The organism is Variovorax paradoxus (genome assembly GCF_030815975.1).
GTDB classification, from domain to species: Bacteria; Pseudomonadota; Gammaproteobacteria; order Burkholderiales; family Burkholderiaceae_C; genus Variovorax; species Variovorax paradoxus_N.
In genome coordinates, this window is record NZ_JAUSXL010000002.1 from 1,807,150 (window position 1) to 1,832,892 (window position 25,743).

The window sequence follows — 25,743 nt, forward strand, 5'->3', positions numbered from 1 at the left end:
GCTGCTTCTTCGGCTTCATTGTCGGTCCACATCGTCATCAGGGACCGCGAGGCCGGCCAGCGTGGCAATGCGCGCGGGCGAGAGCGGCGGCCGTGGCGCGGGCGGCGTCCAACCGAACAGGAACTGCGCCGCATCGCCGCAGACGCGGCCCTGGCAGGCGCCCATGCCGCAGCGGCGATGGAGCTTGGCGTCGGTCCAGCCGCTGCAATCGGCGAGCGCCGAGAACGGCACGTCTTCGCAGCGGCAGACGAGGGTGTCCGGCCGTGGCAGCCGACGGATATCAGGGGACAGCGCGAAGCTTCGGTGCAGCTGCGCGGCGAAGGCATTCCAGCGGGTGCGTTCGGCTTCGTGCGGCTTCGCTGAGCGTTCGTTGCCGACGGCCGCATGGCCGGCGATGGTGCCTTGGGCAAGCGCGCGCTCGCTGCCGCCGAAACCCGTGCATTCGCCGGCCGCGTAGATGCCGGGCAGGCTGGTCGTTTGCAGCGCATCGACGGCCAACGCCTGTGCACCGGCATCGGCGGGCGTGAGGGCGCAGCCCAGCATCCGGCCGAGCTGCGTGTTGGGCGTGAGGCCGAAGCCGCAGGCCACGCGATCACATGCGATAGCCACTTCGCGATCGCCTTGAAGAAGCCGGGCCGATTCGACCTGCGTGGCGCCCATCGCCGAGACGACGCGCGACGAAGTGCGGTACTGCGGATCGGCCAGCACCACCGCCTGCGCGGCCTTGCGCGGCCAGCGCAGCAGGCTGGCGGCAAAGCCTGCGACCGCTGCGAACGAAGCCTGCTCGGCGACGCGCACGACCTTGGCGCCCGCCGCGCGCGCCGTGGCCGCAGCGGCGAGCAGCAAAGGCCCGCTGCCCGCAATCACGATGCGTTCGCCTTCGACCGGCAGGCCCGCCTTGATGAGCGCCTGCAATCCGCCCGCGCCCGTCACGCCGGGCAGCGTCCAGCCCGGGAACGGCAGCAGCAGTTCGCGCGCACCGGTGCAGAGGATCAGCTTCGTCCACTGCATGCGCCAGCCGCGTTCGGCATCTTCGAGCAGCAGTTCGTTGCGCAGAGGCGCCGCGACGACGCGCGTGCCGCTGCACACGCGGATGTTGGCGTGGCGCTCGAGCGCATCGCGCCACTTGCGCGCAGCGGGCGGCAAGGCGGCGCCCGGGCCGTCGCGCCAGATCTGCCCGCCGGGCGCGGGGTTGTCCTCGATCACGGCGATCGATGCGCCGCTCGGTGCCGCCGCCACTGCCGCGGCCATGCCGGCGGGGCCTGCGCCGACGATCAGCAGATCGCAATGCTCCAGCGCCAGGGCCGTCATTCCGAGGTCTCCACGCGCATGCCTTCGGCGCAGACCGCCTGGCAGGCGAGCCTCTGCCGGCCGTCGATCAGCACGCGGCATTCCTGGCACACGCCCATGCCGCAGAACGGCGCGCGCGGCTGGCCCGTGACGGAGCTGCGCGCCACGCCCATGCCGCCGGCCACGCGCAATGCGGCGGCGACCGAGCTGCCCGTTTTCACGCGGACGGGTTGCCCGTCGATGTGCAGCAACAGCACAGGAGTGCTCATGCCGTCTCCAGCAAGCCGCGCGGCGCATAGGGCGCCGCGTCGAATCCGGGTGCGGCGCCGGTCATCAGCGCCGCGAGCAGGTGCGCACTGCCCGGCGCTGTGGTCACGCCCAGGCCTTCGTGGCCGACCGCGAGCCAGAGCTTCTGGCGCCACGGGTGCTTGCCCAGCAGCGGCAGCCCGTCGGGCGTGGCGGCGCGCAGGCCGGTCCAGGAGCGTACCGCATTGAGGTCCGCGAGCCCCGGCAGGTAGCCGATCGCGCGCTGCAGCATGCGCGCGAGCATCGGCGCTTCGACCGCCGGATCGGTGGTGTCGAACTGGCGCGAGGAGCCGATCAGCAGTTGGCCCGTGGGCCGCGGCTGCACGTTGAAAGCGACCGAATCGCCGTCGCTGTGGTGCGCGCTGGTCACGTAGCCGAGTTCGACCAGCTGGTGGTGCACAGTGCCCGGATAGCGGTCGGTGATCAGCAGGTGGCCCTTCTTCGGGCGGATCGGGAGTTCGGGGCAGAGCGTCGTGGCTTCGATGCCGTTGGCCAGCACGATCTGCGGGGCGCTGCGCCGGCTGCCGTCGGCGAGCCGCAGCGCGCCGTCGTGTTCGATCGCATCGACCTTCGCATGCTCGACGCGGACCGAAGCGCCGCCCTGCGCGAGCAGCCAGCGCGCCGCGTTCGGCGCATAGAGGATGCCGTCGCCGGGCACTTCGAGCGCGCCCGCGAGGCCCTTGCGCAGCGCGGGCTCGGCGCGTGCGAGCGAAGGCGCATCGAGCAGGCGGCTGTCGATGCCGTGTTCACGCAGCCGCTGCTGCTTGCGCTCGGCCTCGGCCATTTCTTCTTCGTTGGCGGCAATCCAGAGCGTGCCGCAGGCGCTGTACGCGCAGCCCTCGTCCATGTGCGGCGCGAGGACGCGCCATCGCGCGGTCGAATCGCGGCTCAGCGCGAGTTCGGCGGGGTTGTCGTCCATCACCACGAGGTGCCCCATGCCCGCGCCGGTGGCGCCGCCGATGCGCGCATCGAGCACCAGCACGCGGCGGCCGGCCTGCGCCAGCGCGTGCGCGCAGGCGGCCCCGACGATGCCGGCTCCTATGACGATGACATCCGCGTGCACGGCCTACTGCACGTCGCGGAACACCGCGGAGCCCGCTTTGCCGGGCCGCCGGTGTTGCCCTCGGCAGGGGGTTGGCGAAGCGACACGAGGTGCGCGAAGACTGGGGGCGAGCTTCATGTCCGGATGCCCCATCCGAAAGGATCGTTGTCGTCGATCAGCAGCGTGGCTTCGGCGCTGATGTGCGCGCGGCCGCGCAGCGTCGGAATGACCTGGCCGCCATCCAGCGCGTAGCTGGCCTCGAAGCGGCTGCCGATCACGCTGGCCTGCGTCCACACTTCGCCCGGCGCGAGCTTGCCGTCGGCCGCAAGGCAGGCGATCTTGGCGCTGGTGCCGGTGCCGCAGGGCGAGCGGTCGTAGGCGTTGCCGGGGCAGAGCACGAAGTTGCGGCTGTCGGCGCCGTCTTCATCCTCGGCGAAGAGCTCGATGTGGTCGATCTCCGCGCCGCCCGAGCCCGTGATGCCCTGCGCCGCCAGCGCGCGGCGCAATGCCGTGGTGTAGCTGGTCAGCGCGGCGAGGTTGTCGCTCGCCACGCGCTGGCCGTGTTCGCTGACCAGGAAGAACCAGTTGCCGCCCCAGGCCACGTCGCCGCGCACCGTGCCATGGCCGGGCAGCGCCACCGCCACCTGGTGCAGATGCCGGTAGGCCGGCACATTGCGCACGCTGACCGAACCATCGGCATGCAGCGTGGTCGTGACCGTGCCCACGGGCGTTTCGATGCGGTGCTCGCCCACGCCGATGCGCCCCATGTGCGCGAGGCTCGCGACCAGGCCGATGGTTCCGTGGCCGCACATGCCGAGGTAGCCGGTGTTGTTGAAGAAGATCACGCCCGCGGCGGCATCGCTCGACACAGGCTCGCACAGCAGCGCGCCGACCACCACGTCGCTGCCGCGCGGCTCGAGCACGGTGGCCGCGCGCCATTTGTCGTGCCGCTCGGCCAGCAGCGCGCGGCGCTCGGCCATGGGGCCGCCGCCCAGATCGGGAAACCCGCCGATGACCAGGCGCGTGGGCTCGCCGCCCGTGTGCGAATCGATGATCTGGATGCGCTGCATGGGGCGTCGTCCGTTCAGTAGCTGGCGATGGGCACCGGGGCCGCGTTCTTGAAGGTGAAGACGGTGATGGGCGCCTGCTTCATGTTGCCCTTGTCGTCGTAGGCATAGGTGGCGGCCACGCCCTTGTAGGTGTCCTTGTAGAGCTGTGCGCCCACCTTGTCGGGATCGATGGAGTTGGCCTTCTGCATCGACTCGCCGATGAACAGCACCTGGTCGTAGTACGAGGCAGCGTACGCATCCGCGTCGGCGTTGAAGCGCTTCTTGAACTTGGCCTTGAAGGCCGGGCCGCTCTGCGCCTTCTCGAGGATGGAGCCGCCCTGCGCGCAGAACACCAGGTCGTTGACCGCGTCGCCGCCGAGCTTGCCGGTGGCCGGGCTGCAGACGGTGTCGCCGCCCAGCAGCTTGCCGGGCACCGCGAGCTGCTTCATCTGGCGCGCCATGGGTGCGGCCTGCGGCGCGTAGCCGCCGAAGAAGATCGCCTCGGGCGCCTTGGCCTTCATGTTGGTGAGGATGGCGGTGAAGTCCACGGCCTTGTCGGTCGTGAACTCCTGGCCGACGATCGTGAGGCCCTGCTTCTTCGCTTCCTTGGTGAACTCTTCGGCCAGGCCCTGGCCGAAGGCGGTGCGGTCGTCGATCACGCCGACCTTCTTCACCTTCAGCTCCTTGGCCGCGTACACCGCCATGCTGGAGCCGATCTGGTTGTCGCTTGCGATGATGCGGTAGAGATTCTTGTAGCCGCCCTGCGTGACCTTCGGGTTGGTGCCCACGGTGGAGACCATGGTGCCGCCTTCGGCATAGATGCGCGACGCCGGAATCGCCACGCCCGAGCAGTACGGGCCCATGACGTACTTGACGCCGTCGTCCACGAGCTTCTGCGCCACGCTCACGCCGGACTTGGCGTCGCACTGGTCGTCTTCGGACACCAGCTCGAACTTCAGCGTCTTGCCGCCGACCGCGATCTTCTTCGCGTTGAGCTCCTCGATGGCCAGGCGCACGCCGTTTTCATTGTCTTTGCCCGCGAAGGCATTGGGGCCCGAGAGCGGGCCGCTGTGGCCGATCTTGACGACCTGCTCCTGCTGCGCATGCGCCTGGCCTGCGATGGCCAGCGCCACGAGGCCGACGACGCCGAGAAGTGGAACCATGCTTGCTTTTGTCTTCATGCTTCTTCCTAGGTTGGGAACAATGAAAAGAGCGCTGTTATTACATAACCGACTGGTACTGCGCAGGCCGCGTGGCCAGCGCCTTCTTCACGATGGCCTCGATGGCCGCGCGCTCCGCACCGACCAGCGGCAGCCGCGGGCGGCGCATGTGCTCGCTGCCCACGCCCACCAGCACATCGATCAGCTTCAGGTTCTGCACCAGCTTGGTCGACACATCCAGGTGCAGCATCGGCGTCATCCACTGGTACAGCTTCAGCGCCTCGGCGAACTTGCCGGCCTTCATCAGGTCATAGAGCGCCACCGTCTCGCGCGGGAACGCGCAGCCCACGCCGGCCAGCAGGCCGTCGCAGCCCAGCGCCAGGCCTTCGTAGGCCAGGTCGTCCACCCCCAGGAACAGCTGGTAGCGATCGCCCACCGTGTTGCGCAGGTCGGTGATGCGGCGGATGTCGTCCGAGCTCTCCTTGATGGCAGCGATCCACTCGCAGTCCGCCAGCTCCAGCATGTGCTCGGGCTTCAGGTCGACGCGGTAGGCCACCGGATTGTTGTAGACCATGATCGGCTTCTGGGCGGCACTGGCGATGGTGCGCACATTGAGCATGGCTTCGCGCGCATCGGCCACGTAGATCACCGAAGGCATCACCATGAAGCCGGCCACGCCGAGCTTGTTGGCGCCGTCCACATAGCGCAGCGCCTCGCGCGTGCTCGTTTCCGACACATTGGCCAGCACCGGGATGCGGCCGTCGGCGGCTTCGAGCGCGATCTTCGCGACCTGCAACTTCTCTTCGAGCGTGAGCGTGCTGGCTTCGCCCAGCGAGCCGCAGGTCACGAGGCCGTGGATGCCGTTGCGGATCTGGAAGTCGATGTGGCGCGCGGTGCCTTCGGCATCGATGCTCTCGTCGGCGTGGAATTTGGTGGTGATGGCGGGGAAGATGCCTTGCCAGCGGGGTTGGGTCACGTGATCGCTCCTGGAAATGGGGGGAAGGGTCGTACTTTAAATATATTAACGATATATCGTCAAGATATGCGTGGGGCAAGCGCTCTTTCGGAGTGGGGTCTTGTGTGATATCTGGGTCGTCGTGCGCTTTGGCGCTTTGTTCAGGGCGCGCTCCCGCCGACGGGGTACCTTGCTCCGCGAATGTCCTCCGGCCTTCGGCCTCCCCCTTGATTTCGCTGCGCAAGGCACCCCATCGACGGGATCGTTATGCAGAGCGGTCGTTGATCAGCGGTACACCCACAGCGTGTCCAGGTGCACAGGGCATCGGGTGCTGCCCGCAGCGAAATCAAGGAGGAGGCCGCAGGCCGGGGGACATTCGCGGAGGGGAGCACCCGGTGGCCTGTGCACGCGCCCCGAACAGCAGCGCCCTGAACAACAGCGCCGTGCACGACAGCGCCAAGGTCAGGAGCGACCCGTTCAGTCGATCTTCGCCCCCGAAGCCTTCACCACCGCCCCCATCGCATCCCAGTCCGCGCGCAGCAGCTTCTGGAACTCTTCGGCGCTCTGCGTGCGCGGCTCCACGCCCAGGCGCTTGAAGCGCTCCTGGATCACCGGCTCGGCCAGCACCTTGTTGGCCGCGGCGTTGAGGCGCTCGACCTCGGCCTTGGGCGTGCCGGCCGGCGCGAGCAGGCCGATCCACGAATCGAAGGCGTAGCCCGGCAGGCCGCTTTCGGCGACCGTCGGCAGCTTTGGCAGGAACGGGCTGCGCGCCTGGCCGGTGGAAGCGAGCAGCTTCAGGCGCGCATCGTCCTGGAAGCCCATCACGCCGATGCTCGACGAAATGACCGCCTGCACGCGGCCCGCCAGCACCTCGTTGACTGCCTCGCCCGTGGACTTGGTCGGGATGTGCGTCATCTGCAGCCCGGCCTTGGCGAGGAACGACGCCATCGCCAGGTGCGTGGCGCTGCCGTTGCCGGCCGAGGCGTAGTTGTACTTGCCCGGGTTGGCCCTGACCTCCTTGATGAAATCGGCCGTGTTCGACACGTTGAGCCCGCTCGCCACCGCCAGCACATAGCCCGCGTTGCCGATGTTGGCTACGCCCACGAAATCCTTCAGCGGGTCGTACGAGAGCTTGCTGTACAGGAAACCCGCGATGTTGTGGCTCGCGGCCGCGAGCACCAGCGTGTTGCCGTCCGCCGGCGCCTTGGCCACGGCAGCCGCGCCCACCGTGCCGCCCGCACCCGCGCGGTTCTCGACGATCGCGCTGGCATTGAGCGCCGCGCCCAGCTCGGCGTTGAAGGCGCGCGCCACCGTGTCCTGCACCGCGCCGGTGCCGAAGGGCACGACGATGTGGATCACGCGCTGCTGCTGCGCGTGCGCGAACGTGAAGGCGCCGAGTGCCGCGGCGGCTGCAAGGACAGCCAGCGAACGCCGGGTGAACAGGGTGGAGGTCATCGGGTTGGCCGCTTTCATCATCGTTGGCAGGAAAAAGGGTTCAGCCGCCCGAAGGCAGCCAGCGCTGCACCAGCTTCACGAAGTAGCTGGCGCCGATCGGAATGATCTCGTCGTTGAAATCGAACGAGGTGTTGTGAATGATGCAAGGGCCGGGCCCGTGGCCGCCCTGCCGGTGGTCGCCGTCGCCATTGCCGAGGAACGCATAGCAGCCGGGCCGCGCGAGCAGCATGTGCGCGAAGTCCTCGGCGCCCATCACGGCGGGGAAGTTGTCGGTGACCATGCCGTCGCCCACCACCTCGCGCATCACGCTGGCGGCAAAGCGCGCCTCGGCCGGATGGTTGACCACCGGCGGCGAGGAGCGGTTGAAGAAAACCTCGGCCGTGCAGCCATGCGCCGCGGCCACGCCGGCCGCCACCTCGCGCAGCCGCGCCTCGATCTTGTCGATGGCTTCGATGGAGAAAGTGCGGATCGTGCCGCCGACCGTGGCCACGTCGGGAATCACATTGGGTGCATCCGAGCCCTGCAGCTGGGTGACCGCGAGCAGGGCGCGCTCGGTGCTCGGGATGGTGCGCGGCACGATGGTCTGAAGCTGCTGCGCGAGCGTGACCACCGCGGCCACCGGGTCGATGCCGGTGTGCGGCATCGAGGCGTGCGTGCCGCGCCCGTGCATGGTGATCTTGTAGGTGTTGCTCGAGGCCATCAGCGCGCCCTCGTTGAGCGCGAAGCGGCCCACGTCGCCGACCGGGAAGTTGTGCAGTGCAAAGACCGCGTCGCACGGGAAGCGGTCGAACAGGCCGTCCTGGATCATCTTCTTCGCGCCGGCCTTGCCCATCTCCTCGGCGGGCTGGAAGATGAAATGCACGGTGCCGTCGAAGTCATGGGGCCCCTGCTGCGACAGGTGCCACGCGGCGGCCAGCAGCATGGTGGTGTGGCCGTCGTGGCCGCAGGCGTGCATGCGGCCCGCATGGGTGGACTTGTGGGCGAACTCGTTGGCCTCGTGCAGCGGCAGCGCGTCCATGTCGGCGCGCAGGCCGATGGTGCGCGTGCCGGTGCCCTTGCGCAGCACGCCGACCAGGCCGGTGCCGGCGATGCCGCGGTGCACCTCGATGCCCCATTCGGCGAGCAGGCCCGCGACCTTTTCGGAAGTGCGGTGCTCCTCGAAGCCGAGTTCGGGATGGGCGTGGATGTCGCGCCGGATATCGACGAAGCGCGAGGCGTTGTTGGCAAAGGAGTCGACGATGTTCATGGTGGCAAGGGTTGCAAAGGTCGTGGGGGCGAACGATTCTGGCGCAAGGCGGCGCCACGCGCAGCGGCAAAGGGGCGAAAAGGCGATCGCTCAGAGGCCGGCCAGCACCTGGTCGAGCGTCTCGACCAGCAGGTCGGCATTGGCTTCGGAAAACACCAGCGGCGGGCGGATCTTGAGCGTGTTGCCGTGTTCGCCGGTGGCGCTCAGCAGCACCTGCCGCTCGCGCAGGCCGTTGACGATGCGCGCGGTTTCTGCGGTGGCCGGCGTGCGGGCGCGGCGGTCCGTGACGAGCTCCACGCCCACGAACAGGCCCGCGCCGCGCACGTCGCCGATCAGCGCGTGGCGCTCGGCGAGCTTCGCGATGCCGGCGCGCAGATGGCGGCCGACGCGCTGCGCATTGGCCATCAGGTCTTCGCGCTCGATCACGTCGAGCACCGCCATGCCGGCGGCCATCGAGACCGGGTTGCCGCCGAAGGTGTTGAAGTAGCGGCACTCGCGGCCGAAGGCGGCCAGCACCTCGGGGCGCACCGCGAGGCCGGCCAGCGGATGGCCGGCGCCGAGCGGCTTGCCCATGGTGACGATGTCTGGCACCACGCCGTGCCGCTGGAAACCCCAGAAGGCATCGCCGGTGCGGCCCAGGCCCGGCTGTACTTCGTCGGCGATGAAGAGTCCGCCGGCCTCGCGCACCGCGTCCACCGCCTCCGCCATGAAGCCGGGCGGATCGGTGAAGATGCCGTCGCTCGAGAACACGGTGTCGACCATCAGCGCGGCCGGGCGGAGGCCCTGCGCCTTCAGGTCGGCGATGGCCTCGCGCACGCCCTGCGCGAACGCGCGGCCCATGTCGCCGGGCGCGATGCGGTAGCTGTCGGGCGCGGGCACGGTGCGCACCGCATCGCCGAGCTGCACGAACTTGCCGAGCGAGGGCGAGGCCTCGGCGATCGACGCGGTGACGCCGTGGTACGCGAAGCGCGTGACGATCAGTCCCTCGGCCTTGGTGTGCGCGCGTGCGATGCGCATCGCGAGGTCGTTGGCCTCGCTGCCGGTGCAGGTGAACATCGCATGCGCGAGTTCGGCCGGCAGGGTGGCGAGCAGCCGCTCGGCGTAGTCGAGCACGCCCTCGTGCAGGTAGCGCGTGTGGGTGTTGAGCACGCCGGCCTGGCGCGCGATGGCCTCGACCACGTGCGGATGGCAATGGCCGACCGAGGCGACGTTGTTGTAGGCGTCGAGATGGGGCCGGCCCTCGGCGTCGTACAGCCACACGCCTTCGCCGCGCACCGGATGCAGCGGCGTGTCGTAGAACAGGCGATAGGCCGGTCCGAGCACGCGCGCGCGGCGCTCGACGAGGGCCTGGGTTGCGGAAGCGAGGGAAGTCATGGGCGATCTCTCAGAGGTTCAGCGCGCGGCGAAAGGCTGCTGTCGCGGCGGCGCTGCCGACGCGCTCGCAGGCCTGCAACCGCGCCCACGAGAGCGGGTTGTTGCGCAGCAGGTAGGGCGCGTTCTCGGGATAGCGCGCGGCGCGCCAGCCGCTGATGGCCACCACCATCACGAGCCGCGCCACGATCAGGTCGAACAGCACGCCGACCTCGGCCACCGACAACGGCCGCACCGCGTGGTAGGCGGCGACCAGCGGCACGATGGCCGCGAGCGGGTCGCTGTCCGTGCCGGCCTGGTAGGCGGCGGCCACGGCCAGGTCGTTGATGCAGGGCGCGCGCACCATGTCGCCGAAGTCGAGGATCGCGGCGATGCGGTCGGTGTCGGCCGGGTCGACCAGCAGGTTGTAGATGTTGAAGTCGTTGTGGATCGGCTGCGCGGGCAGCGTGCGCAGCACCTGCTTGGCATCGCGCTCGAAGCGGTCGAGCGCGGCGGCCGCGAGTGCCCGGCGCTCCGGCTCCGCAATGTGTGCGAGCAGGCTGCGCACGCTGTCGGCGCGCTGCAGGTCCCAGGGCAGCGACAGCTCGCCGGCCGGATGCTCGAAGCCGGCGAGCGCGAGGTCGAGCCGGGCCAGCATGCGTGCGAGGTTCTGCTGCTGCAGCGGCGTGCGCGGCGCCTCGGGCAGCGGCAGGCCGGGCAAATAGGTGAAGAGGCGCACCACGCGCGGCGGGCCGTCGCCGGGGTCGCACACGAAAGAGGCGGCACCGTCCCGCGTCGGCACGATGCGCTGCACCGGCAGGCCGGGGTCGGTGGCTGCGAGGTGCAGCAGGGCCTGGGTCTGGAAGTCGGCGACCAGCGCGGTCTCGGCCGGGTGCGAGATCTTCAGCATGAAGCGTGCGCCATCGGTGGTGCGCTCGAGCCGGTAGTTGCGGTCGCGCTCGCCGGTCAGCGGCTTCATCTCGCCTTCGATGCCGTAGCGCTCGCGCGCCATCTCGCGCACCCAGGCGTCGTCGAGCGCGGGCGAGGCTTCGCTGAGCACCTGCGCGTCGGCGAACTCTACATTCGTCATGCGGCGCTCTCGAAACCGCGCAGCGCGCTCGCGATGTTCGGGCCGAGGTCGTCGGAGAGGTAGCCGCCCTCCTGCACCAGCACCGTGGGCAGCCCCAGGCGCGCGATCTCGGCCAGCAGCACGGCGAAGCCGGCGGTCTGGATCTTCATGCCCTTGTAGGGATCGCGCTCGTGCGCGTCGAGGCCCAGCGCCACCACGAGCACGCCGGGCGCATAGGCGCGGATGCTGTCGCAGGCATCGCGCAGCGCGGGCAGGTAGCCATCGATGTCGGTGCCCAGCGCGAGCGGCTTGTTGATGTTGTAACCCAGGCCTTCGCCTTCGCCGCGCTCGTGCGCATGGCCGATGAAGAAGGGCGTGAAGTTGCGCGGATCGCCGTGCAGCGAGATGGTCAGCACGTCGGCGCGGCGGTAGAAGACGCCCTGCGTGCCGTTGCCGTGGTGCACGTCGATGTCGAGGATGGCCACGCGCTCGTGCACGCCGCGCAGGTGCTGCGCGGCAATGGCCACGTTGTTGAGGTAGCAGAAGCCGTTGGCGCGGTCGGCATAGGCGTGGTGGCCGGGCGGGCGGCACAGCGCATAGGCAGCACGCTCGCCATCGAGCACGAGCTGCGCCGCATGCGTCGCCATGTGGGCCGAGGCGATGGCAGCCTCCCAGGTGCGCGCGCCGATGGAGCAGGCGTTATCGCCCATGTGGAAGCCGGCCTGGCCGACCACGCTGTCGGGATAGGTGCAGGGCTGGCCCGGAAACGGATGGATGTTGGGCATCACCTCTTCGGACGGATCGTCCAGCAGTTGCCAGCGCGCGTAGGCCGTCTCCAGGAATCGCAGGTACTCGGGCGTGTGGATGGCGGCGCGCGGGCCGGCGCCGAAGTCGCGCGGGCCGACGATCTCGTGGCCTTCCCGCTGCACCGCCTCGAGCAGGCGGAACGCGCGCTCGGGCTGCTCGTTGCTGCGCTTGAGCTTGCCGCGCACCATGAAGAGCTGCGGGTCGTGGTCCTTGTGCGTGTCGCTGTAGACGACTTTCATCGGCGTGTCTCTCCGGTCTCAGGCGTGGGCGGGAAGGGGCGCGGCGGCGCCGTGCTGCTTCACGAACAGTGCGCGCACGTGCTGCCAGGCGTCTTCCAGGTGCACGCGCATCGCGGCCTTGGCGGCCTCGGGATCGCGGCGCACCAGGGCGTCGACGATGGGGCGGTGGGTCTCGGCCATGGCGGTGGGGTCGTGGTAGACCGCGTCGATCAGCGCGATGATCATCTGCATTTCGGTCTGCGTGTTCATGAAGATGCGGTGCAGGTGCGCATTGCCCGACAGCTCGCAGATCAGCGTGTGCAGCGCCAGGTCGGTGGCAATGCGGTGGTGCTGCGGCTGCGTGCTCGCCTCGCGCACCATGGCCTCGACCAGCGCCTGCACGCGCGCAATGCCCGCGTCGTCGGCCTTGCGGCAGGCCAGCTCGATGGAGGTGAGTTCGAGGCTCAGGCGCACCTCGAACAGATCGTCGATCTCCTGCACGCTGATGGTCCGCACCGCGAAGCCGTGGCGCGGCTTGGCCACCAGCACGCCCTGGCGCTCGAGCCGCCGCGCCGCCTCGCGCACCGGCGCGCGGCTCACGCCCATGCGGCGCGCGATGTCGGCCTCGACGATGCGGCTGCCGGGCGCCAGGCGGCCTTCGACGATGGCGCGCGTCAGCTGGGCCTCGACCAGCCCGACGAGGTCGGTCGACTCGACGGACTCGAAGAGGGCCGTGTCGGCAGAAGGAGGAGTTGTCAGGGAAGTTGCCATGTTGCTTGTCTCGTCATTGGTATGCGCCTGGGGCGATTCTTCACCGGATGGCGTCTGGCGCGGCCGATACGGTCTTCAGGCCCCGCCCCGCGCGGGCCAGGTAGATGCCGGCCGCCATGATCAGCGCGATGCCGGCCATCGCGATCGCGTCGGGCGGCCGGCGGAACCAGAAGGTGCTGAAGGCCACGGCCAGCAGCAGCTGGAAGTAGTTGAGCGGCGCCAGCGTGGAGGCCTCCACGCGCTCGAAGGCGGCCAGCAGCAGCCATTGCGCCGCCGCGCTGCAGGCGCCGCCCGCGAGCAGCAGCGCCACATCGGCCCAGGGCGGCTGGTGGGCGGGCAGGAAGAAAGGCGCCGGAAGCAGCGTGACGACGAAGCAGGCCAGCGCGGTCCAGGCGTATTGCACCGGCCCCGCGACCAGGCCCGCGAGCCGGCGCGTGAGCAGCTGGAAAATCGCGTAGCAGACGGCGGCCACGGCCATCAGCACGGTGCCGAGCAGCGGTAGGTCGGCCCCCGGCCGCACGATCAGCAGCATGCCGCCGAAGCCGACCGTCACCGCCACCCAGCGGCTGCGCCGCACCTGCTCGCCGAGCAGCCACGGCGACAGCGTCACCATCAGGAGCGGCGCGGTGAAGTAGATGGCCGTGGCCTCGGCCAGCGGCATCCAGATGAGCGCCGTCATGAAGCAGGTCGCCACCGTCGCGAGCATCAGCCCGCGCAGCAGCAGCAAGGGCTTGTGCCGCGTGTGCCAGATGCGCAGGTCGCCATGGCGCAGCAGCATCGCGAAGGCAATGCCGCTCACCGCGACATAGCGCATCACGTTGACGAAGGGCGCCGGGTAGAACTGCAGCATGTGCTTGCAGAACGCGTCGTAGGAAGCAAAGGCCACCAGCGCGCAGAAGAACAGCGCCACGCCGGCGCTCCTGGAGCCCGCCGGGCGCAATGCGAGGGCCGTGGCGGCGCTGCTCATCGCGCGGCCTGGAAGCCCTGCAGGAAGTTGTCGAGCGCGGGGCCGATGGCCTCGACCATGTAGCCGCCTTCCTGCACGATCACCGTGGGCAGCTTGAGCGCGCCGACGCGCTCGCCGATGTGACGGTAGGCGTCGAGGTCGGGCTTCAGCACGCTGATGGGGTCGTCCTTGTAGCTGTCGAAGCCGAGCGCGAGCACCAGCGCCTTGGGCGCGAATTCACGCAATGCGGCGGTACCTTCGTCCACCGCCTGCAGGAACACCGCGGTGCCCGCGCCGTGCGCGAGCGGCAGGTTCAGGTTGAAGCCTTCGCCCGCGCCGACTCCGCGCTCATGCGCATAGCCGGTGTAGAACGGGTAGTAGCCCGAGGGATCGGCATGCGTCGACACGGTCAGCACGTCGCCGCGCGCATAGAAGATGTTCTGCGTGCCGTCGCCGTGGTGCGCATCGACGTCGAACACCGCCACGCGGCCGTGCCGCTCCCACAGCCGCTCTGCCGCGATGGCGCTGTTGTTGATGTAGCAGAAACCGCCCGCGCGGTCGCGGTGCGCGTGGTGGCCCGAGGGGCGGCACAGCGCGTAGGCCGCGTCGCCGCTTTCCAGCACCGCATCGGCGGCCGCCACTGCCGTGTGCGCCGAGCGCAATATCGAGCGCCAGGTGTGCGGGCCGAGCGGGCACGAGAGGTCGCTGATGTAGTAGCCCGTGCGTGCCACCAGCGAAGGTGAAGGACACGGCGCGCGCGCCACGCCCGGCGTGCCGTTGTAGTAGGGCGAAAGATTCGGCAGCACCTCGATGCCGGGCTCCACGCCGGGCACGTCGAGCTCGCGCCACAGTGCCCAGGCGGTTTCCAGGTAGTCGAGGTAGTCGGCGCTGTGCACGGCTTCGAGCGGCGCGCGGCCATAGTCGCGCGGCTCGGCCAGCGCAATGCCGCGCAGGGCCAGCGCATCGCGCAGCGCATGCGCGCGGCTCGGCAGGTCGGTCGGCTTGCAGATGCGGCCCAGCCGCATGAACTGCTGCGGATCGTGCAGCAGTTGCTCGTCGGTGAAGAAGGCCTTCACGCGAAGCTTTCCTCGAACACCACCATGGCGCGGCCGAAGCGCGCGAACATGTCTTCGATCTGTTCGGCCGTGATGATGAGCGGCGGGCAGAAGGCGATGGAATCGCCCATCGCGCGCACGATGAGCCCTTGCGCCAGCGCGAGCTCGGCCAGCCGGGCGCCGGCCTTCTGCGCGGGATCGAAGGGCGTGCGCTTCGCGGGGTCGGCATACAGCTCGATGGCGCCGATGAGCCCCACGCCGCGCACCTCGCCGACGTACTTGCGCGCGGCGTGGCTCTGCAACCCCTGCTGGAATTGCGGCGCCAGCGACTGCACGTGCGCGAGGATGTTCTCGTCCTCGTACACCTTGAGCGTCTCGAGCGCGATGGCGCAGGCCACCGGATGGCCCGAGTAGGTGAAGCCGTGGCCGAAGGTGCCGATCTTGCCGCTGTTGGCGGCCACGGCCGCATGCACCTTCTCGTTCACCATCACGGCCGAGATCGGCACGTAGCCCGAGGACAGCGCTTTGGCCGCGGTCAGGATGTCGGGCTTCAGGCCGAAGGTGGTCGAGCCGAACATCTGGCCGGTGCGGCCGAAGCCGCAGATCACTTCGTCGGCGATCAGCAGCACCTCGTACTTCGCGAGCACCTTCTGGACCTTGTCGAAGTAGGTGGCCGGCGGCACCAGCACGCCGCCCGCGCCCATCACGGGTTCGGCGATGAAGGCGCCGACCGTCTCGGGGCCTTCTTCGAGGATGCGCTGCTCGAGCGCAGCGGCCAGCCGCGTCGCGAAGTCTTCCTCGCTCTCGCCGGCTTCGGCATAGCGGAAATGGTGCGGACAGTCGACGTGCAGGATGCGGTCGATCGGCAGGTCGAAGTCGCGGTGGTTCGGCGCGAGGCCGCTCAGGCTCGCGGCCGCGACGGTCACGCCGTGGTAGGCGTTGCGGCGCGCGATGATCTTCTTCTTTGCAGGCTTGCCGATGGCGTTGTGGTAGTACCAGACCAGCTTGACCGCCGAGTCGTTGGCCTCCGAACCCGAGTTGGCGAAGAACACCTTGGACATCGGCACCGGTGCCAGCGCGAGCAGCTTCTCGGCCAGCGCGATGGCGGCCGGGTTCGAGCGGCCGTTGAACGTGTGGTAGTACGGCAGCCCGTGCAGCGCATCGCTGCCGGCCTTGGCCAGGCGTGCGTTGCTGAAGCCCAGCGAGGCGCACCACAGGCCCGACATCGCTTCGAGATAGCGGCGGCCCTGGTCATCCTCCACGAAGATGCCGTCGCCGCGCTGGATCACGAGCGGGCCGACCTGCGGATGGGTCGCAAGATTGGTGAAGGGATGCAGATGCGCGGCGATGTCGTGGGCGGCGTTCTCCGCAGGCGTGCTGGCGTTCATGAAGGCGGTTCCGTTGTGTGGGGAGTTCAATAGCCGCGCGCCAGGTCGACCTGGTTCGCGGGGCGCCGGCCCTGCCGCACCGACGCAAGGTTGTCGAGCGTCTGGCGCGCGATCACGAGGCTGTCGGTGCGCGTGGCGATGTGCGGCGTGACGAGGATGCGCGGGTCGCCCCAGAACGGATGCTCCGGCGGCAGCGGCTCCTGCGAGAAGGCATCGAGCGTGGCCGCCGAGAGCTGGCCCGCATCGAGCGCCGGCTGCAGGTCGGCCTCGACCAGGTGGTCGCCGCGGCCGACGTTGATCAGGTGCGCGCCGCGCGGCAGCTTGGCGAACAGCGCGGCATCGAGAAAGCCGTGCGTCTCGGCGGTCAGCGGCAGCAGGCACACCAGCGTGTCGCAGCCCGAAAGAAATTGGTCGAGCTGCGCCGCGCCGTGGAATCCTTCGACGCCGGCCGGCAGCGCCTCTTTCGCACTGCGGCTCCAGCCGCGCACCTGGTAGCCGATGGCGGCCAACGCCTCGGCACAGGCCATGCCCAAGGTGCCCAGCCCGGCAATGCCCACGCGGTGGTGGCGCGGCGACTCGATCGGCTGCTCCTCCCATCGGCGAGCCGCGGAACTTGCGACGTAGGCCCGCATGCCGCGGTGCTGCTGCACCACGGCCCAGCAGACATAGGCCTTCATGCCGGCCGCCATGCCGGTGTCGACGATGCGGCACAGCGGCAGCTGGCGCGGCAACCGCCGCATCGGCCGTGATGTGCTCGATGCCCGCAGCCAGCGACTGCACGAGCCGAAGCCTCGGCATCCGGGCGAGCAGGCCATGCGGCGGAAACCAGCAGACGGCCGCATCGATCTGGTCGAGCGCGCCGAGGTTTTCACCCAGGCGCAGGTCGATGCCCGGATGGGCCTCGCGGAAGGCCGCGGCGAGGTATTCCATGTCCAGCACCGCGCTCAGGATCGCGACGCAGGGCGTACCGCCCTTGCCCTTGTCGTCCGGCGGCGCCATCACGCGACCAGCGCCTCGGCCGGTGACGCGGACGACACCAGCCGCGGCACCGCCTCGATCAGCTTGCGCGTGTAGGCGTGCTTCGGATCGCCGAGCACCTTGTGCGTCTCGCCGTATTCGACGACCTCGCCGCGCTGCATCACCGCGATGTGGTCGCACATCTGGCCGGCCACGCGCAGGTCGTGCGTGATGAAGACCATCGCAAGCTGGAACTGCTCGCGCACCTGCGCGAAGAGCTCGAGCACCTGCGCCTGCACCGACACGTCGAGCGCCGACACCGGCTCGTCGGCCACCAGCAGCTCGGGTTGCATCGCCAGCGCGCGCGCAATGCCGATGCGCTGGCGCTGCCCGCCCGAGAACTCGTGCGGATAGCGCTCGGCCGCGTCGGCGCCCAGGCCCACGAGCTTGAGCAGTTCCATCGCGCGTGCCATGGCTTCGGCCTTGCCCACGCCCTGTGCAATGGGCCCGCCCGCGATGGCCGCGCCCACGCGGTGGCGCGGGTTGAGCGACGCGTACGGGTCCTGGAACACCATCTGGATCTTGCCCGCGGCCTCGCGGCGGAACGCCGGGCCCTGCGACAGGCTGCGGCCCTTGAAGAGGATGCGGCCGCTGTCGAACGGCGAGAGCCCCACCAGGCAGCGGCCCACGCTCGACTTGCCCGAGCCCGATTCGCCGACCAGCCCCAGCGTCTGGCCGCGGCGCAGTTCGAAGCTGACGTTCTTCGCGGCCTGCACCGAGCGGCCGCGCTTGAAGAGGCCGTTGCCCGAGGTGTAGGTCTTGCACAGGTCCTGCACCTGCAGCACGCGCGCGATCTCGCCGGTGGGGGTGTCGCGCTCCGCATGGCCGGTGGGAATGGCCGCGATCAGCTTGCGCGTGTAGGGGTGCTGTGGCGCGTCGAGCACCTGGCGCACCGGCCCGGCCTCGACCACCTGGCCGGTCTGCATCACGACCACGTGGTCGGCAATTTCGGACACCACGCCGAAGTCGTGTGTGATGAACAGCACCGCCGTGCCGCGGCGCTGCTGCAGCTCGCGGATCAGCGCGAGGATCTGCGCCTGCGTGGTCACGTCGAGCGCCGTGGTCGGCTCGTCGGCGATCAGCAGCACGGGCTCGAGCACCAGCGCACAGGCGATCATCACGCGCTGGCGCTGGCCGCCCGAGAGGCGGAACGGATAGGCGTCGATCAGCAGCTCGGGGTCGGGCAGCCCCACGTCGGCCAGCGCGGCCAGGATGCGCCGCCGCTTCTCGGCCGCGGGCACGCTGCCGTGCGCGTCGAAGACTTCGCCGATCTGCTCGCCGATGCGCATCACGGGGTTCAGCGCCGTCATCGGCTCCTGGAACACCATGCCGATGCGCCGGCCGCGCAGCTCGCGCATCTGCGGCTCGGTGAGCTGCAGCAGGTCGCGGCCTTCGAACAGGATTTGCCCCGCCACGGGCTCGACGTGCGGGCGCGGCAGCAGGCCCATCACGGCGTTGGCGATCATCGACTTGCCCGAGCCCGATTCGCCGACCACGCACAGCGTCTGGCCCGGCAGCACCGACAGCGTGGCGCCGTCGACCGCCAGCGCGCGGTCCGCGCCCTTGGGCAGGCTGATGCCCAGGTCGACGACATCGAGCACCGGCTGCACCGGCTTCATGGGTGTGACGGTGGCGCTCATTTGCCCCTCCCGTCGAGCCGCGTGTTGAGCCCGTCGCTCAGGCCTTCGCCCACCAGGTTGAGCGCGAGCACGGTCAGCACGATGGCCAGGCCGGGAAACAGCGCCATCCACCAGGCCTGGCGCAGCACGGTGCGCGCCGCGCCCACCATGTAGCCCCAGCTCATCTGGTTCGGGTCGCCCAGGCCGAGGAAGCTCAGGCTCGACTCCAGCAGGATGGCCGTGGCCGTCATGAGCGAGGCCATCACGATGATGGGCGACATGGCGTTGGGCAATATCTGCGTGAGGATGATGCGCGGCGTCGACTGGCCCGCGAGCAGCGCGGCCTGCACGAAGTCGCGCTGGCGCAGCGTGAGGAACTCGCTGCGCACCAGCCGCGCCACCGGCGGCCACGAGACGATGGCAATGGCCACCACGATCGAATTGACCGAGGGCTGGAAGATCGCCACCAGCACGATGGCGAGCGCGAAGCTCGGCACGGCCTGGAACAGCTCGGTGAAGCGCATCAGCGCCGCGTCGATCCAGCCGCCGAAGTAGCCGGCAATGGCGCCGAGCGTCACGCCGATCAGCAGCGCGACCACGGTGGACACCAGCCCGATCAAGAGCGAGATGCGCGCGCCATAAATTACGCCCGAAAGAATGTCGCGGCCCAGCGTGTCGGTGCCGAGCGCGAAGCCGGGCTCGGTCCACGGCCGCAGGAACGGCTGCTCGACCATGTTCCATGGATCGTTGGTCGCGACCGACGGGCCGATGAGGGCCACCACGGCCACCAGCACCAGCACGGCCATGCCGAGCACGGCGCCCTTGTTGCGGCAGAAGCGCCGCCAGAATGGACTTTGCAGCAGGGTCATAGCTCGATCCGGGGATCGACCAGCGTGTAGACGAGGTCGGTGATGAGGTTGAACAACACGGCCATGGCGGCCGTCACCAGGAAGGCGCCGAGCAGCAGGTTGTAGTCGCGCTGCAGCAGCGCGTCGAACATCAGGCGGCCGATGCCGGGCCAGGCGAACACGGTCTCGGTCAGCACCGCGCCGCCGATCATTCCGCCGGCCTGGATGCCCGCGAGCGTGACCACCGGCAGCAGCGCATTGCGCAGCACGTGGGCGCGCAAGATGCGCCCGGGCTTCACGCCCTTGGCGCGCGCGGTCTTCACGAAGTCCATCTGCGCCACCTCGAGCATGGCGGCGCGCGTCATGCGCGCATACACCGCCATGTAGAAGAGCGCGAGCGTCAGCGCCGGCAGCACCAGGTGGCCGGCGATGTCCCAGGCCAGCGCCAGGCCGGTGGCGCCGGAGCCCACGGTGCTGAAGCCGAAGCCCGGCAGCCAGTCGAGCTGCACCGTGAACACCAGCACCGCCATCAGCGCGAGCCAGTAGAGCGGCGTGGCATAGAAGACGAGCGCCACCACGGTGATCGAGCTGTCGACCCAGGTGCCGGCGCGCCGCGCGGCCAGCGCGCCGAGCGTGATGCCGAACAGCAGCGACAGCGCAAACGCCGTGCCCGTGAGCAGCAGCGTGGCCGGCAGCCGATCCATGATGAGCTTGAGCACCGGCTGCTGTTGCCGGTACGAAAAGCCCAGGTCGAGCCGCACCACCTTGCCGACGTAGGTGGCGAGCTGCGTCGTGATCGGCTGGTCGAGCCCGAACTGCGCGCGCAGTTGCGCCACGAACTGCGGATCGGACGCACCCGCCTCGCCTGCCAGCACCGACACCGGGTCGCCCGGCGCGGCGCGCACCAGCATGAAGTTGACCGTGGCGATCAGCAGGATCGCCAGCAGGCCCTGCATCACGCGGCCCAGCATGAACTGCGTACGTTTCATCGGCGGCTCCTGCGGAATTGCATGTGCTGCGGGCTGGCCGTCATGCGAGCGTTGCGGTGCCGAGACTGTCGTTCAGGCCGATGCCCGAGCTGATGATGTTGTTCAGCTTGGTGCGGTACAGCGTCGGAAAGTTGAGCTCGTGCAGCCAGGCCACGGGCACTTCGTCGAGCAGGATCTTCTGCACCTGCAGGTAGATCGCCTTGCGCTTCTCGGGGTCGGCCTCTTTCGCGCCGGCGTCGAACAGCTCGTCCACCTTCGGGTTCGAATAGCCTTCCACGTTGTTGAAGGGCGAGCCCTTGGCGATGTTGCTGCTGGTGTAGTTGCGCGCCACGCCCAGCGCCGGGTCGCCGTACTGGTAGACGTAGGTGAAGGCGAGGTCGTAGTCCCACTCGTTGAGCTTCTGGTTCCAGCCGGCCACGTCGGTGGCCACCAGCTCGACCTTGATGCCCGCCTGCGCAAGGTTCTGGCGCAGGATCTCGGCCGAGCGCGCCCAGGTCTCGCCGTAGGGCAGGGGCAGCAGGCGCAGCGTCTCGCCCTTGTAGCCGGCTTCTTCCAGCAGCTTCTTGGCGGTGGCCACGTTGCGCGGGTACTTGGCGACGTCGGTGCTGTGGAACTTGATGTTGCTGTTGAACGGCCCGGTGGCGGGCTTGGCGAAGCCCTGCCAGGCGATCTTGGCCATGGCCTCGCGGTCGATCGCGTACATCACCGCCTGGCGGAACTTGACGTTGTCCATCGGCGCCTTGCGGTTGTTGAGCCACAGCCACGAATGCGGCGCGAAGAACTCCCAGCCCTTGGTGGTGACCGCCACGCCCGGCAGCTTGGAGAGCCGCAGCACGTCGAAATATTCGACCGCGCCGCCCGGCACCAGGTCGACCTTTCCCGATTCGAAGGCCGCCGCGCGCGAGGCCGCATCGGGAATGACGTGGAAGTACACGCTCTCGACCAGCGGCACGTCCTTGACGTGGTACTTGTCGTTGGCCACGAGCTGGATGTATGAGCCCTTGACCCATTCCTTGAACTTGAACGGCCCGGTGCCGATGGGTGTGGCGTTGGCCGGGTTGGTGGCGAAGTCGGTGCCTTCGTAGATGTGCTTCGGAAGCATCGGCATGCTGCCGACCTCGAAGATGCCGATGAACGGACCGAAGGGGTACTTGAGCTTGAACTCGACCGTGAGCGGATCGATGGCCTTGATGCTTTCCACCGCGGCCAGGTTGGCGCGCAGGCGCGCATGCGTCTTGCGCAGGAACACGTCGGCCGAGAACACCACGTCGGCCGAGGTGAAGGGCTTGCCGTCGTGCCAGGCGACGCCGGGCTTGAGCTTGAAGGTGTAGAGCGTGCCTTCCTTGTTGACGGTCCACGAAGTGGCCAGCGAAGGCAGCGGATTGATCTTCTCGTCGTAGCGCAGCAGGCCCTCGTAGATGTTGCCCGAGATCATCTGCGTGGGACCGTTCTGCGTGATGCCCAGCATCAGCCCCGGCGGCTCGGGCTGCACCACGGCGTTGATCACTCCGCCCTTCTTGCCCGCGGCGAGCAGGTGCAAGGGAACGCCTGCCAGCGTCAGGCCGGCGGTGGCAGCGGCACCCATCTGGATGAGGTTGCGACGTTTCATGTGCGGAAACTCCTTGTGGCTCTGTGCGAGCGGGTGGGGACGAAGAAACGGGAACGGAAGAACGCAGGCGCCGCGCGCGGCGCCGCGCTCAGTCGCGGTACGACGTGGCGGGAAGCGGATCGATGCGCTGCAGCAGTGCGCGCCATTCGCGCGCGTTCGGATCGGGCTGGCCCGGCTGGCGCACGCTGTCGCCGCTTTCGTACTGCTGCGCGGTCTTTTCGCAGACCTCGGCCGGCACCGGATATACCGGGAGGCCGCTCGACTGGATGGCCACCTGCACGCGGCAGGCGCGCTCCAGGTTGAGCATCAGGATGAAGGCCTCCGACACCGTGCGCCCGAGCGTGACCAGCCCGTGGTTGCGCAAGATGAGCGCGCGCGCCGCCGGGCCCAGGTCGGCCACCAGGCGCTCGCGCTCGCCGGCGTCGAGCGCGATGCCTTCGAAGTCGTGATAGACCACGCGGTTGTAGAACTGCAGCGCCCACTGGTTGCAAGGCTGCAGCCCGCCCGCCAGCGACGACACCGCCACGCCGGCCACCGTGTGTGTGTGCAGCACGCAGGCCGCGTCGTGGCGCGCCGAATGCACCGCGCTGTGGATGGTGAAGCCGGCCGGGTTCACGTCCCAGGGCGAGTCGTCGAGGATGCGGCCGTCCAGGTCGATCTTCACCAGCGACGAGGCCGTGATGTCCTTGAACAGCATGCCAAAAGGGTTGATCAGGAACTGATCCTCGGCGCCCGGCACGCGCGCCGAGATGTGCGTGTAGATGCTGTCGTCCATGCCGTAGTGCGCCACCAGGCGGTAGGCGGCGGCCAGGTCTTCGCGCACCTGGCGCTCGGCATCGGAAACGGGTGGGGCCTTGCGGCCCACTGCCTGCAGTTGCATATCGCGTTCCTCTTTTCAGGCCAGGCGGAAATCCCCGGCGCCTTTTTGGGTTCATCGGATCGACAGTGCGAACTGTCGACAGTCAACCCGCGACAGTCTTTAGCAATATGCAGGCCTGCGTGATGGGGTAAGCCCTGGGTGGCGCAGCTCGAAGCGTGAAAGGCGCGCCAGCAAAGGGCGGGCGCCAAAAGAAACGCCGCGCGCACTGTGCGAAGTGCGCGCGGCGGGAGTGGCCGGAGGAGGCCTTTTTGTGCGCCATACCTGCGCCATGAAGGCGCCGGATGCACCGGCGGAGTGCCGTTCAGGTCATCGGCAGGGCGCTGCAGCGGGGCCGCAGTGCCCGCCGCGCGCCCTGGCTCTCAGCGCAGCCGCCCTTCCTCGCGCAGCCTCGCGCCGATGCGCCGGATCTCGGCCTCGCCCCGGTCGAGCGCCGCCTGGCTGGTGTGCACCGAGTAGTGGCCCAGCACCAGTTCGTGCGGATGCTTCACCGCCGAGCCCAGCACGAAGGAGGCGTCGCCCCGCGCCACGAAGTCGATGGCCGCACCGGACTCCTCGAACACCGCCAGCTCGCCGGTGGCGACCGGTTCGCCGCTGCTGTCGCCCGTGTCGAGCCGGCCTGCGTTCACCGCGACCCAGCCCACGGTGTGGCCGGCAGGCGGCGTGTAGCGCCAGTGCTCGCCGTCCTTCAGCTGTACGGCCAGGTAGTTCATCGGCGCCGGGGCCGGAATGGGGCTTTGCGCCGTGCCGAGGCGACCGAGCAGCACGCGTGCCGGGCCTTCCTGCGGCACCTGCGAGGGCGCCAGGTAGATGCTTTGCGCCGGCGCGTTTTCTTCCGAGGCCGGCAAGGCCACCCAGAGCTGGAAGCCCTGCACGCGCTTCGTCTCCGGCGCGGGCGCGCCGTCGTGCCACACGCCGTTGCCGGCGCGCATCCACTCGACGCCGCCGGCCGGCAGCACGCCCTGCTCGCCGGTCGTGTCTTCGTACAGCGTCTCGCCTTCGATCAGCCAGGTCAGCGTGGCAATGCCCGAATGCGGATGCATGCCGAAGCCCTTGCGACTGCCGGAAGTGTCGAAGCCGAAGAGGTCGAGGAACACGAAGGGCTTGAGGAATTCGCCCAGGTCGCCCGGGCTCATGAGCCGCGTGATCGGCCCGTGCTGCGCGCCGCGCGTGCGGTAGACGATGGCGCGGGCTTCGGTGGCGGTGGTGGTGGCAACGGCGGTGGTCATGGGATGCTCCTGAACCAATGGAAGAAGAAGAGAGATCAGGCTGCCCCGGCCGCCGGCACGGGCCGCAGGCGCCAGGCCACGAAGGCCGACAGCAGCATGAGCACCACGGCCGGCGCCGGGTTGCCGCCGATCAGCAAAAGGTGCGTGGCCACGGCGCAGACCATGGTCACGGCCAGCAGCAGCCCACCGAAGAAGCCGGTCGCCGGCACCAGCAGCAGCAGCGCGCCGCCCACTTCGACCACGCCCGTCACGTAGCGAAACCATTGGCCGAAGCCGATCGCCTCGAACACCTGGGCCATCTGCGGCACGCCGGCCAGCTTGGCGAGGCCGGCTGCGCCGAAGGCCAGCGCCAGAAGAATGCGAACGCCCCAGACGACGCGGCGCTGGGTCGGGGAAGTGAGAGATGAGGAAGTCATGGGCCATAGGTTAGGGTCGCACCCATTGATCGACTAGACGGCAGAATCGGATTGCACTCATCCATCCATAGAAGGAATCGCCGCCATGCTCGACCTCAATGACATCGCCATGTTCGTGCAGGTGGTGCGCCACGGCAGCTTTGCCGAGGCGGCGCGCCGGCTGGGCCTGCCGCCCAACACCGTGAGCCGGCGCATCCAACAGCTCGAGGCGCAGCTGGGCACGCGGCTGATGCAGCGCTCCACCCGCAAGCTCACGCTCACCAGCGCGGGCCAGGCGTTTCACGAGCGCTGCGCGGGCGCGGTCGACGGGCTGGCCGAGGCCGGGCAGGAGCTGATCACCGGCAGCCAGCAGCCCAGCGGGCTGGTGCGCGTGGCGGCAACGGCCGATTTCTTCGATTTCTTCCCGATGGAATGGGTGGCCGACTTCCTGGCCGCGCATCCGCTGGTGCGCGTCGACTTCGTGCTCAGCGACGCCAGGGCCGACCTGATCGCCGAGCAGTTCGACATCGCATTCCGCGGCGGCGCGCTGCCCGACTCGGGCTATGTGGGCCGCAAGCTCCTGGACGCCCGGACCGACGGCATGGTCGCCAGCCCCGCCTACATCGCCGCGCGCGGCGCGCCCGCCACGCTGCAGGACCTGGCGAACCACGATTGCGTCACCTCGCCCCATCCGAGCGGCCGCACCCTCTGGCGCCTGGCCGGCCCCGGCGGCGCGGAAGAAGAAGTGCTGGTCGCGGGCCGCTTCAGCGGCAACACCGCGCAGGCGCTGCGCAAGGCCACGCTCGCCGGCCTGGGCATCGCGCTGCTGCCGCCCACCATGGCCCGGCTCGACCTGGAGGCCGGCCGGCTGGTGCCGGTGCTGCCGCAGTACCAGCGCACGGGGCAGGGGCTGAGCGTGCTGTACCCGAGCCGCAAGCACCTGCCGCTGGCGGTGTCGGCGTTCATCGGGATGGTGATGGAGAAGCTCGGTGCGGTGGAGGCGTTGCCGGAGATGTTGCGGGGGGCGCTGGCCGGCCGGATTTCATGAACCAT

General features: G+C 69.4%; 23 protein-coding genes and 1 pseudogene. 1 reads left to right on the top strand and 23 read right to left on the bottom strand.

The features are described 5' to 3' along the window. Window positions 1–15: 15 nt before the first annotated feature. The 23 genes and pseudogenes from QFZ47_RS12280 to QFZ47_RS12395 form a co-directional block, all read right to left on the bottom strand. Window positions 16–1,311 carry an NAD(P)/FAD-dependent oxidoreductase gene (locus QFZ47_RS12280; protein WP_307655887.1) on the bottom strand — a complete coding sequence of 432 codons (1,296 nt, stop codon included), beginning with the start codon at window positions 1,309–1,311 and terminating at the stop codon, window positions 16–18. Then, window positions 1,308–1,559: a (2Fe-2S)-binding protein gene (locus QFZ47_RS12285; RefSeq protein WP_307655888.1), complete on the bottom strand. Its 252-nt coding sequence runs from the start codon at window positions 1,557–1,559 to the stop codon at window positions 1,308–1,310. The genes QFZ47_RS12280 and QFZ47_RS12285 overlap by 4 nt, the downstream gene beginning before the upstream one ends. Beyond that, window positions 1,556–2,659, bottom strand: a complete 1,104-nt coding sequence (locus QFZ47_RS12290) for an NAD(P)/FAD-dependent oxidoreductase (protein ID WP_307655889.1) — start codon at window positions 2,657–2,659, stop codon at window positions 1,556–1,558. The genes QFZ47_RS12285 and QFZ47_RS12290 overlap by 4 nt, the downstream gene beginning before the upstream one ends. 113 nt (window positions 2,660–2,772) lie before the next feature. Continuing rightward, window positions 2,773–3,708, bottom strand: a complete 936-nt coding sequence (locus QFZ47_RS12295) for a 4-hydroxyproline epimerase (RefSeq protein ID WP_307655890.1) — start codon at window positions 3,706–3,708, stop codon at window positions 2,773–2,775. A 14-nt stretch (window positions 3,709–3,722) separates the two neighbouring features. Next, entirely contained in the window at window positions 3,723–4,868 is a 1,146-nt protein-coding gene (locus QFZ47_RS12300; RefSeq protein ID WP_307655891.1) for a branched-chain amino acid ABC transporter substrate-binding protein, read from the bottom strand. A 40-nt stretch (window positions 4,869–4,908) separates the two neighbouring features. After that, window positions 4,909–5,823, bottom strand: coding sequence for a dihydrodipicolinate synthase family protein (locus QFZ47_RS12305; RefSeq protein ID WP_307655892.1), 915 nt, complete (start codon window positions 5,821–5,823; stop codon window positions 4,909–4,911). A 456-nt stretch (window positions 5,824–6,279) separates the two neighbouring features. Next, window positions 6,280–7,275 carry a tripartite tricarboxylate transporter substrate-binding protein gene (locus QFZ47_RS12310; RefSeq protein WP_307658932.1) on the bottom strand — a complete coding sequence of 332 codons (996 nt, stop codon included), beginning with the start codon at window positions 7,273–7,275 and terminating at the stop codon, window positions 6,280–6,282. A gap of 22 nt (window positions 7,276–7,297) precedes the next feature. Then, window positions 7,298–8,503 carry a M20 aminoacylase family protein gene (locus QFZ47_RS12315; RefSeq protein WP_307655893.1) on the bottom strand — a complete coding sequence of 402 codons (1,206 nt, stop codon included), beginning with the start codon at window positions 8,501–8,503 and terminating at the stop codon, window positions 7,298–7,300. A 90-nt stretch (window positions 8,504–8,593) separates the two neighbouring features. Continuing rightward, window positions 8,594–9,877 carry an aspartate aminotransferase family protein gene (locus tag QFZ47_RS12320; protein WP_307655894.1) on the bottom strand — a complete coding sequence of 428 codons (1,284 nt, stop codon included), beginning with the start codon at window positions 9,875–9,877 and terminating at the stop codon, window positions 8,594–8,596. 10 nt (window positions 9,878–9,887) lie between these two features. Further along, window positions 9,888–10,943: a phosphotransferase gene (locus tag QFZ47_RS12325; protein WP_307655895.1), complete on the bottom strand. Its 1,056-nt coding sequence runs from the start codon at window positions 10,941–10,943 to the stop codon at window positions 9,888–9,890. Further along, window positions 10,940–11,968, bottom strand: coding sequence for a histone deacetylase family protein (locus QFZ47_RS12330; protein ID WP_307655896.1), 1,029 nt, complete (start codon window positions 11,966–11,968; stop codon window positions 10,940–10,942). The genes QFZ47_RS12325 and QFZ47_RS12330 overlap by 4 nt, the downstream gene beginning before the upstream one ends. A gap of 18 nt (window positions 11,969–11,986) precedes the next feature. Continuing rightward, window positions 11,987–12,718 carry a GntR family transcriptional regulator gene (locus QFZ47_RS12335; RefSeq protein WP_307655897.1) on the bottom strand — a complete coding sequence of 244 codons (732 nt, stop codon included), beginning with the start codon at window positions 12,716–12,718 and terminating at the stop codon, window positions 11,987–11,989. A gap of 40 nt (window positions 12,719–12,758) precedes the next feature. Then, window positions 12,759–13,685: a DMT family transporter gene (locus QFZ47_RS12340; RefSeq protein WP_307655898.1), complete on the bottom strand. Its 927-nt coding sequence runs from the start codon at window positions 13,683–13,685 to the stop codon at window positions 12,759–12,761. Next, window positions 13,682–14,740 carry a histone deacetylase family protein gene (locus QFZ47_RS12345; RefSeq protein WP_307655899.1) on the bottom strand — a complete coding sequence of 353 codons (1,059 nt, stop codon included), beginning with the start codon at window positions 14,738–14,740 and terminating at the stop codon, window positions 13,682–13,684. Before QFZ47_RS12345 ends, QFZ47_RS12340 begins: the two co-directional genes overlap by 4 nt. After that, complete coding sequence (locus QFZ47_RS12350) at window positions 14,737–16,107, bottom strand: aminotransferase (RefSeq protein WP_307655900.1); 1,371 nt, start codon at window positions 16,105–16,107, stop codon at window positions 14,737–14,739. Before QFZ47_RS12350 ends, QFZ47_RS12345 begins: the two co-directional genes overlap by 4 nt. 26 nt (window positions 16,108–16,133) lie before the next feature. Continuing rightward, window positions 16,134–17,106, bottom strand: a pseudogene (locus QFZ47_RS12355) (2-hydroxyacid dehydrogenase). Then, window positions 17,106–18,764, bottom strand: coding sequence for an ABC transporter ATP-binding protein (locus QFZ47_RS12365; protein ID WP_307655903.1), 1,659 nt, complete (start codon window positions 18,762–18,764; stop codon window positions 17,106–17,108). Before QFZ47_RS12365 ends, QFZ47_RS12355 begins: the two are co-directional and overlap by 1 nt. Further along, window positions 18,761–19,612 (bottom strand): ABC transporter permease, encoded by an 852-nt coding sequence (locus QFZ47_RS12370; protein ID WP_307655904.1) that lies wholly within the window; start codon window positions 19,610–19,612, stop codon window positions 18,761–18,763. The genes QFZ47_RS12365 and QFZ47_RS12370 overlap by 4 nt, the downstream gene beginning before the upstream one ends. Continuing rightward, window positions 19,609–20,580, bottom strand: coding sequence for an ABC transporter permease (locus tag QFZ47_RS12375; RefSeq protein ID WP_307655905.1), 972 nt, complete (start codon window positions 20,578–20,580; stop codon window positions 19,609–19,611). The genes QFZ47_RS12370 and QFZ47_RS12375 overlap by 4 nt, the downstream gene beginning before the upstream one ends. Before the next feature lie 40 nt (window positions 20,581–20,620). After that, a complete protein-coding gene (locus QFZ47_RS12380) occupies window positions 20,621–22,189 on the bottom strand; it encodes an ABC transporter substrate-binding protein (protein ID WP_307655906.1) in 1,569 nt (522 codons plus the stop codon). 88 nt (window positions 22,190–22,277) lie between these two features. Continuing rightward, a complete protein-coding gene (locus tag QFZ47_RS12385; protein WP_307655907.1) occupies window positions 22,278–23,069 on the bottom strand; it encodes a class II aldolase/adducin family protein in 792 nt (263 codons plus the stop codon). Window positions 23,070–23,428: 359 nt separating this feature from the next. Continuing rightward, window positions 23,429–24,295, bottom strand: a complete 867-nt coding sequence (locus tag QFZ47_RS12390) for a pirin family protein (RefSeq protein ID WP_307655908.1) — start codon at window positions 24,293–24,295, stop codon at window positions 23,429–23,431. Between the two features lie 35 nt (window positions 24,296–24,330). Further along, complete coding sequence (locus QFZ47_RS12395) at window positions 24,331–24,711, bottom strand: DoxX family protein (RefSeq protein WP_307655909.1); 381 nt, start codon at window positions 24,709–24,711, stop codon at window positions 24,331–24,333. Window positions 24,712–24,796: 85 nt separating this feature from the next. Between QFZ47_RS12395 and QFZ47_RS12400 the strand changes: the two genes are divergently transcribed. Then, entirely contained in the window at window positions 24,797–25,738 is a 942-nt protein-coding gene (locus QFZ47_RS12400; protein ID WP_307655910.1) for a LysR family transcriptional regulator, read from the top strand. Window positions 25,739–25,743 lie beyond the last annotated feature (5 nt).

Coding starts and splice junctions, on each gene's coding strand:
- QFZ47_RS12300 (WP_307655891.1), bottom strand. CDS start 4,868: ATGAAGACAAAAGCAAGCATGGTTCCACTTCTCGGCGTCGTCGGCCTC.
- QFZ47_RS12320 (WP_307655894.1), bottom strand. CDS start 9,877: ATGACTTCCCTCGCTTCCGCAACCCAGGCCCTCGTCGAGCGCCGCGCG.
- QFZ47_RS12350 (WP_307655900.1), bottom strand. CDS start 16,107: ATGAACGCCAGCACGCCTGCGGAGAACGCCGCCCACGACATCGCCGCG.
- QFZ47_RS12335 (WP_307655897.1), bottom strand. CDS start 12,718: ATGGCAACTTCCCTGACAACTCCTCCTTCTGCCGACACGGCCCTCTTC.
- QFZ47_RS12315 (WP_307655893.1), bottom strand. CDS start 8,503: ATGAACATCGTCGACTCCTTTGCCAACAACGCCTCGCGCTTCGTCGAT.
- QFZ47_RS12375 (WP_307655905.1), bottom strand. CDS start 20,580: ATGAAACGTACGCAGTTCATGCTGGGCCGCGTGATGCAGGGCCTGCTG.
- QFZ47_RS12295 (WP_307655890.1), bottom strand. CDS start 3,708: ATGCAGCGCATCCAGATCATCGATTCGCACACGGGCGGCGAGCCCACG.
- QFZ47_RS12400 (WP_307655910.1), top strand. CDS start 24,797: ATGCTCGACCTCAATGACATCGCCATGTTCGTGCAGGTGGTGCGCCAC.
- QFZ47_RS12325 (WP_307655895.1), bottom strand. CDS start 10,943: ATGACGAATGTAGAGTTCGCCGACGCGCAGGTGCTCAGCGAAGCCTCG.
- QFZ47_RS12365 (WP_307655903.1), bottom strand. CDS start 18,764: ATGAGCGCCACCGTCACACCCATGAAGCCGGTGCAGCCGGTGCTCGAT.
- QFZ47_RS12340 (WP_307655898.1), bottom strand. CDS start 13,685: ATGAGCAGCGCCGCCACGGCCCTCGCATTGCGCCCGGCGGGCTCCAGG.
- QFZ47_RS12380 (WP_307655906.1), bottom strand. CDS start 22,189: ATGAAACGTCGCAACCTCATCCAGATGGGTGCCGCTGCCACCGCCGGC.
- QFZ47_RS12395 (WP_307655909.1), bottom strand. CDS start 24,711: ATGACTTCCTCATCTCTCACTTCCCCGACCCAGCGCCGCGTCGTCTGG.
- QFZ47_RS12330 (WP_307655896.1), bottom strand. CDS start 11,968: ATGAAAGTCGTCTACAGCGACACGCACAAGGACCACGACCCGCAGCTC.
- QFZ47_RS12310 (WP_307658932.1), bottom strand. CDS start 7,275: ATGAAAGCGGCCAACCCGATGACCTCCACCCTGTTCACCCGGCGTTCG.
- QFZ47_RS12385 (WP_307655907.1), bottom strand. CDS start 23,069: ATGCAACTGCAGGCAGTGGGCCGCAAGGCCCCACCCGTTTCCGATGCC.
- QFZ47_RS12285 (WP_307655888.1), bottom strand. CDS start 1,559: ATGAGCACTCCTGTGCTGTTGCTGCACATCGACGGGCAACCCGTCCGC.
- QFZ47_RS12370 (WP_307655904.1), bottom strand. CDS start 19,612: ATGACCCTGCTGCAAAGTCCATTCTGGCGGCGCTTCTGCCGCAACAAG.
- QFZ47_RS12390 (WP_307655908.1), bottom strand. CDS start 24,295: ATGACCACCGCCGTTGCCACCACCACCGCCACCGAAGCCCGCGCCATC.
- QFZ47_RS12280 (WP_307655887.1), bottom strand. CDS start 1,311: ATGACGGCCCTGGCGCTGGAGCATTGCGATCTGCTGATCGTCGGCGCA.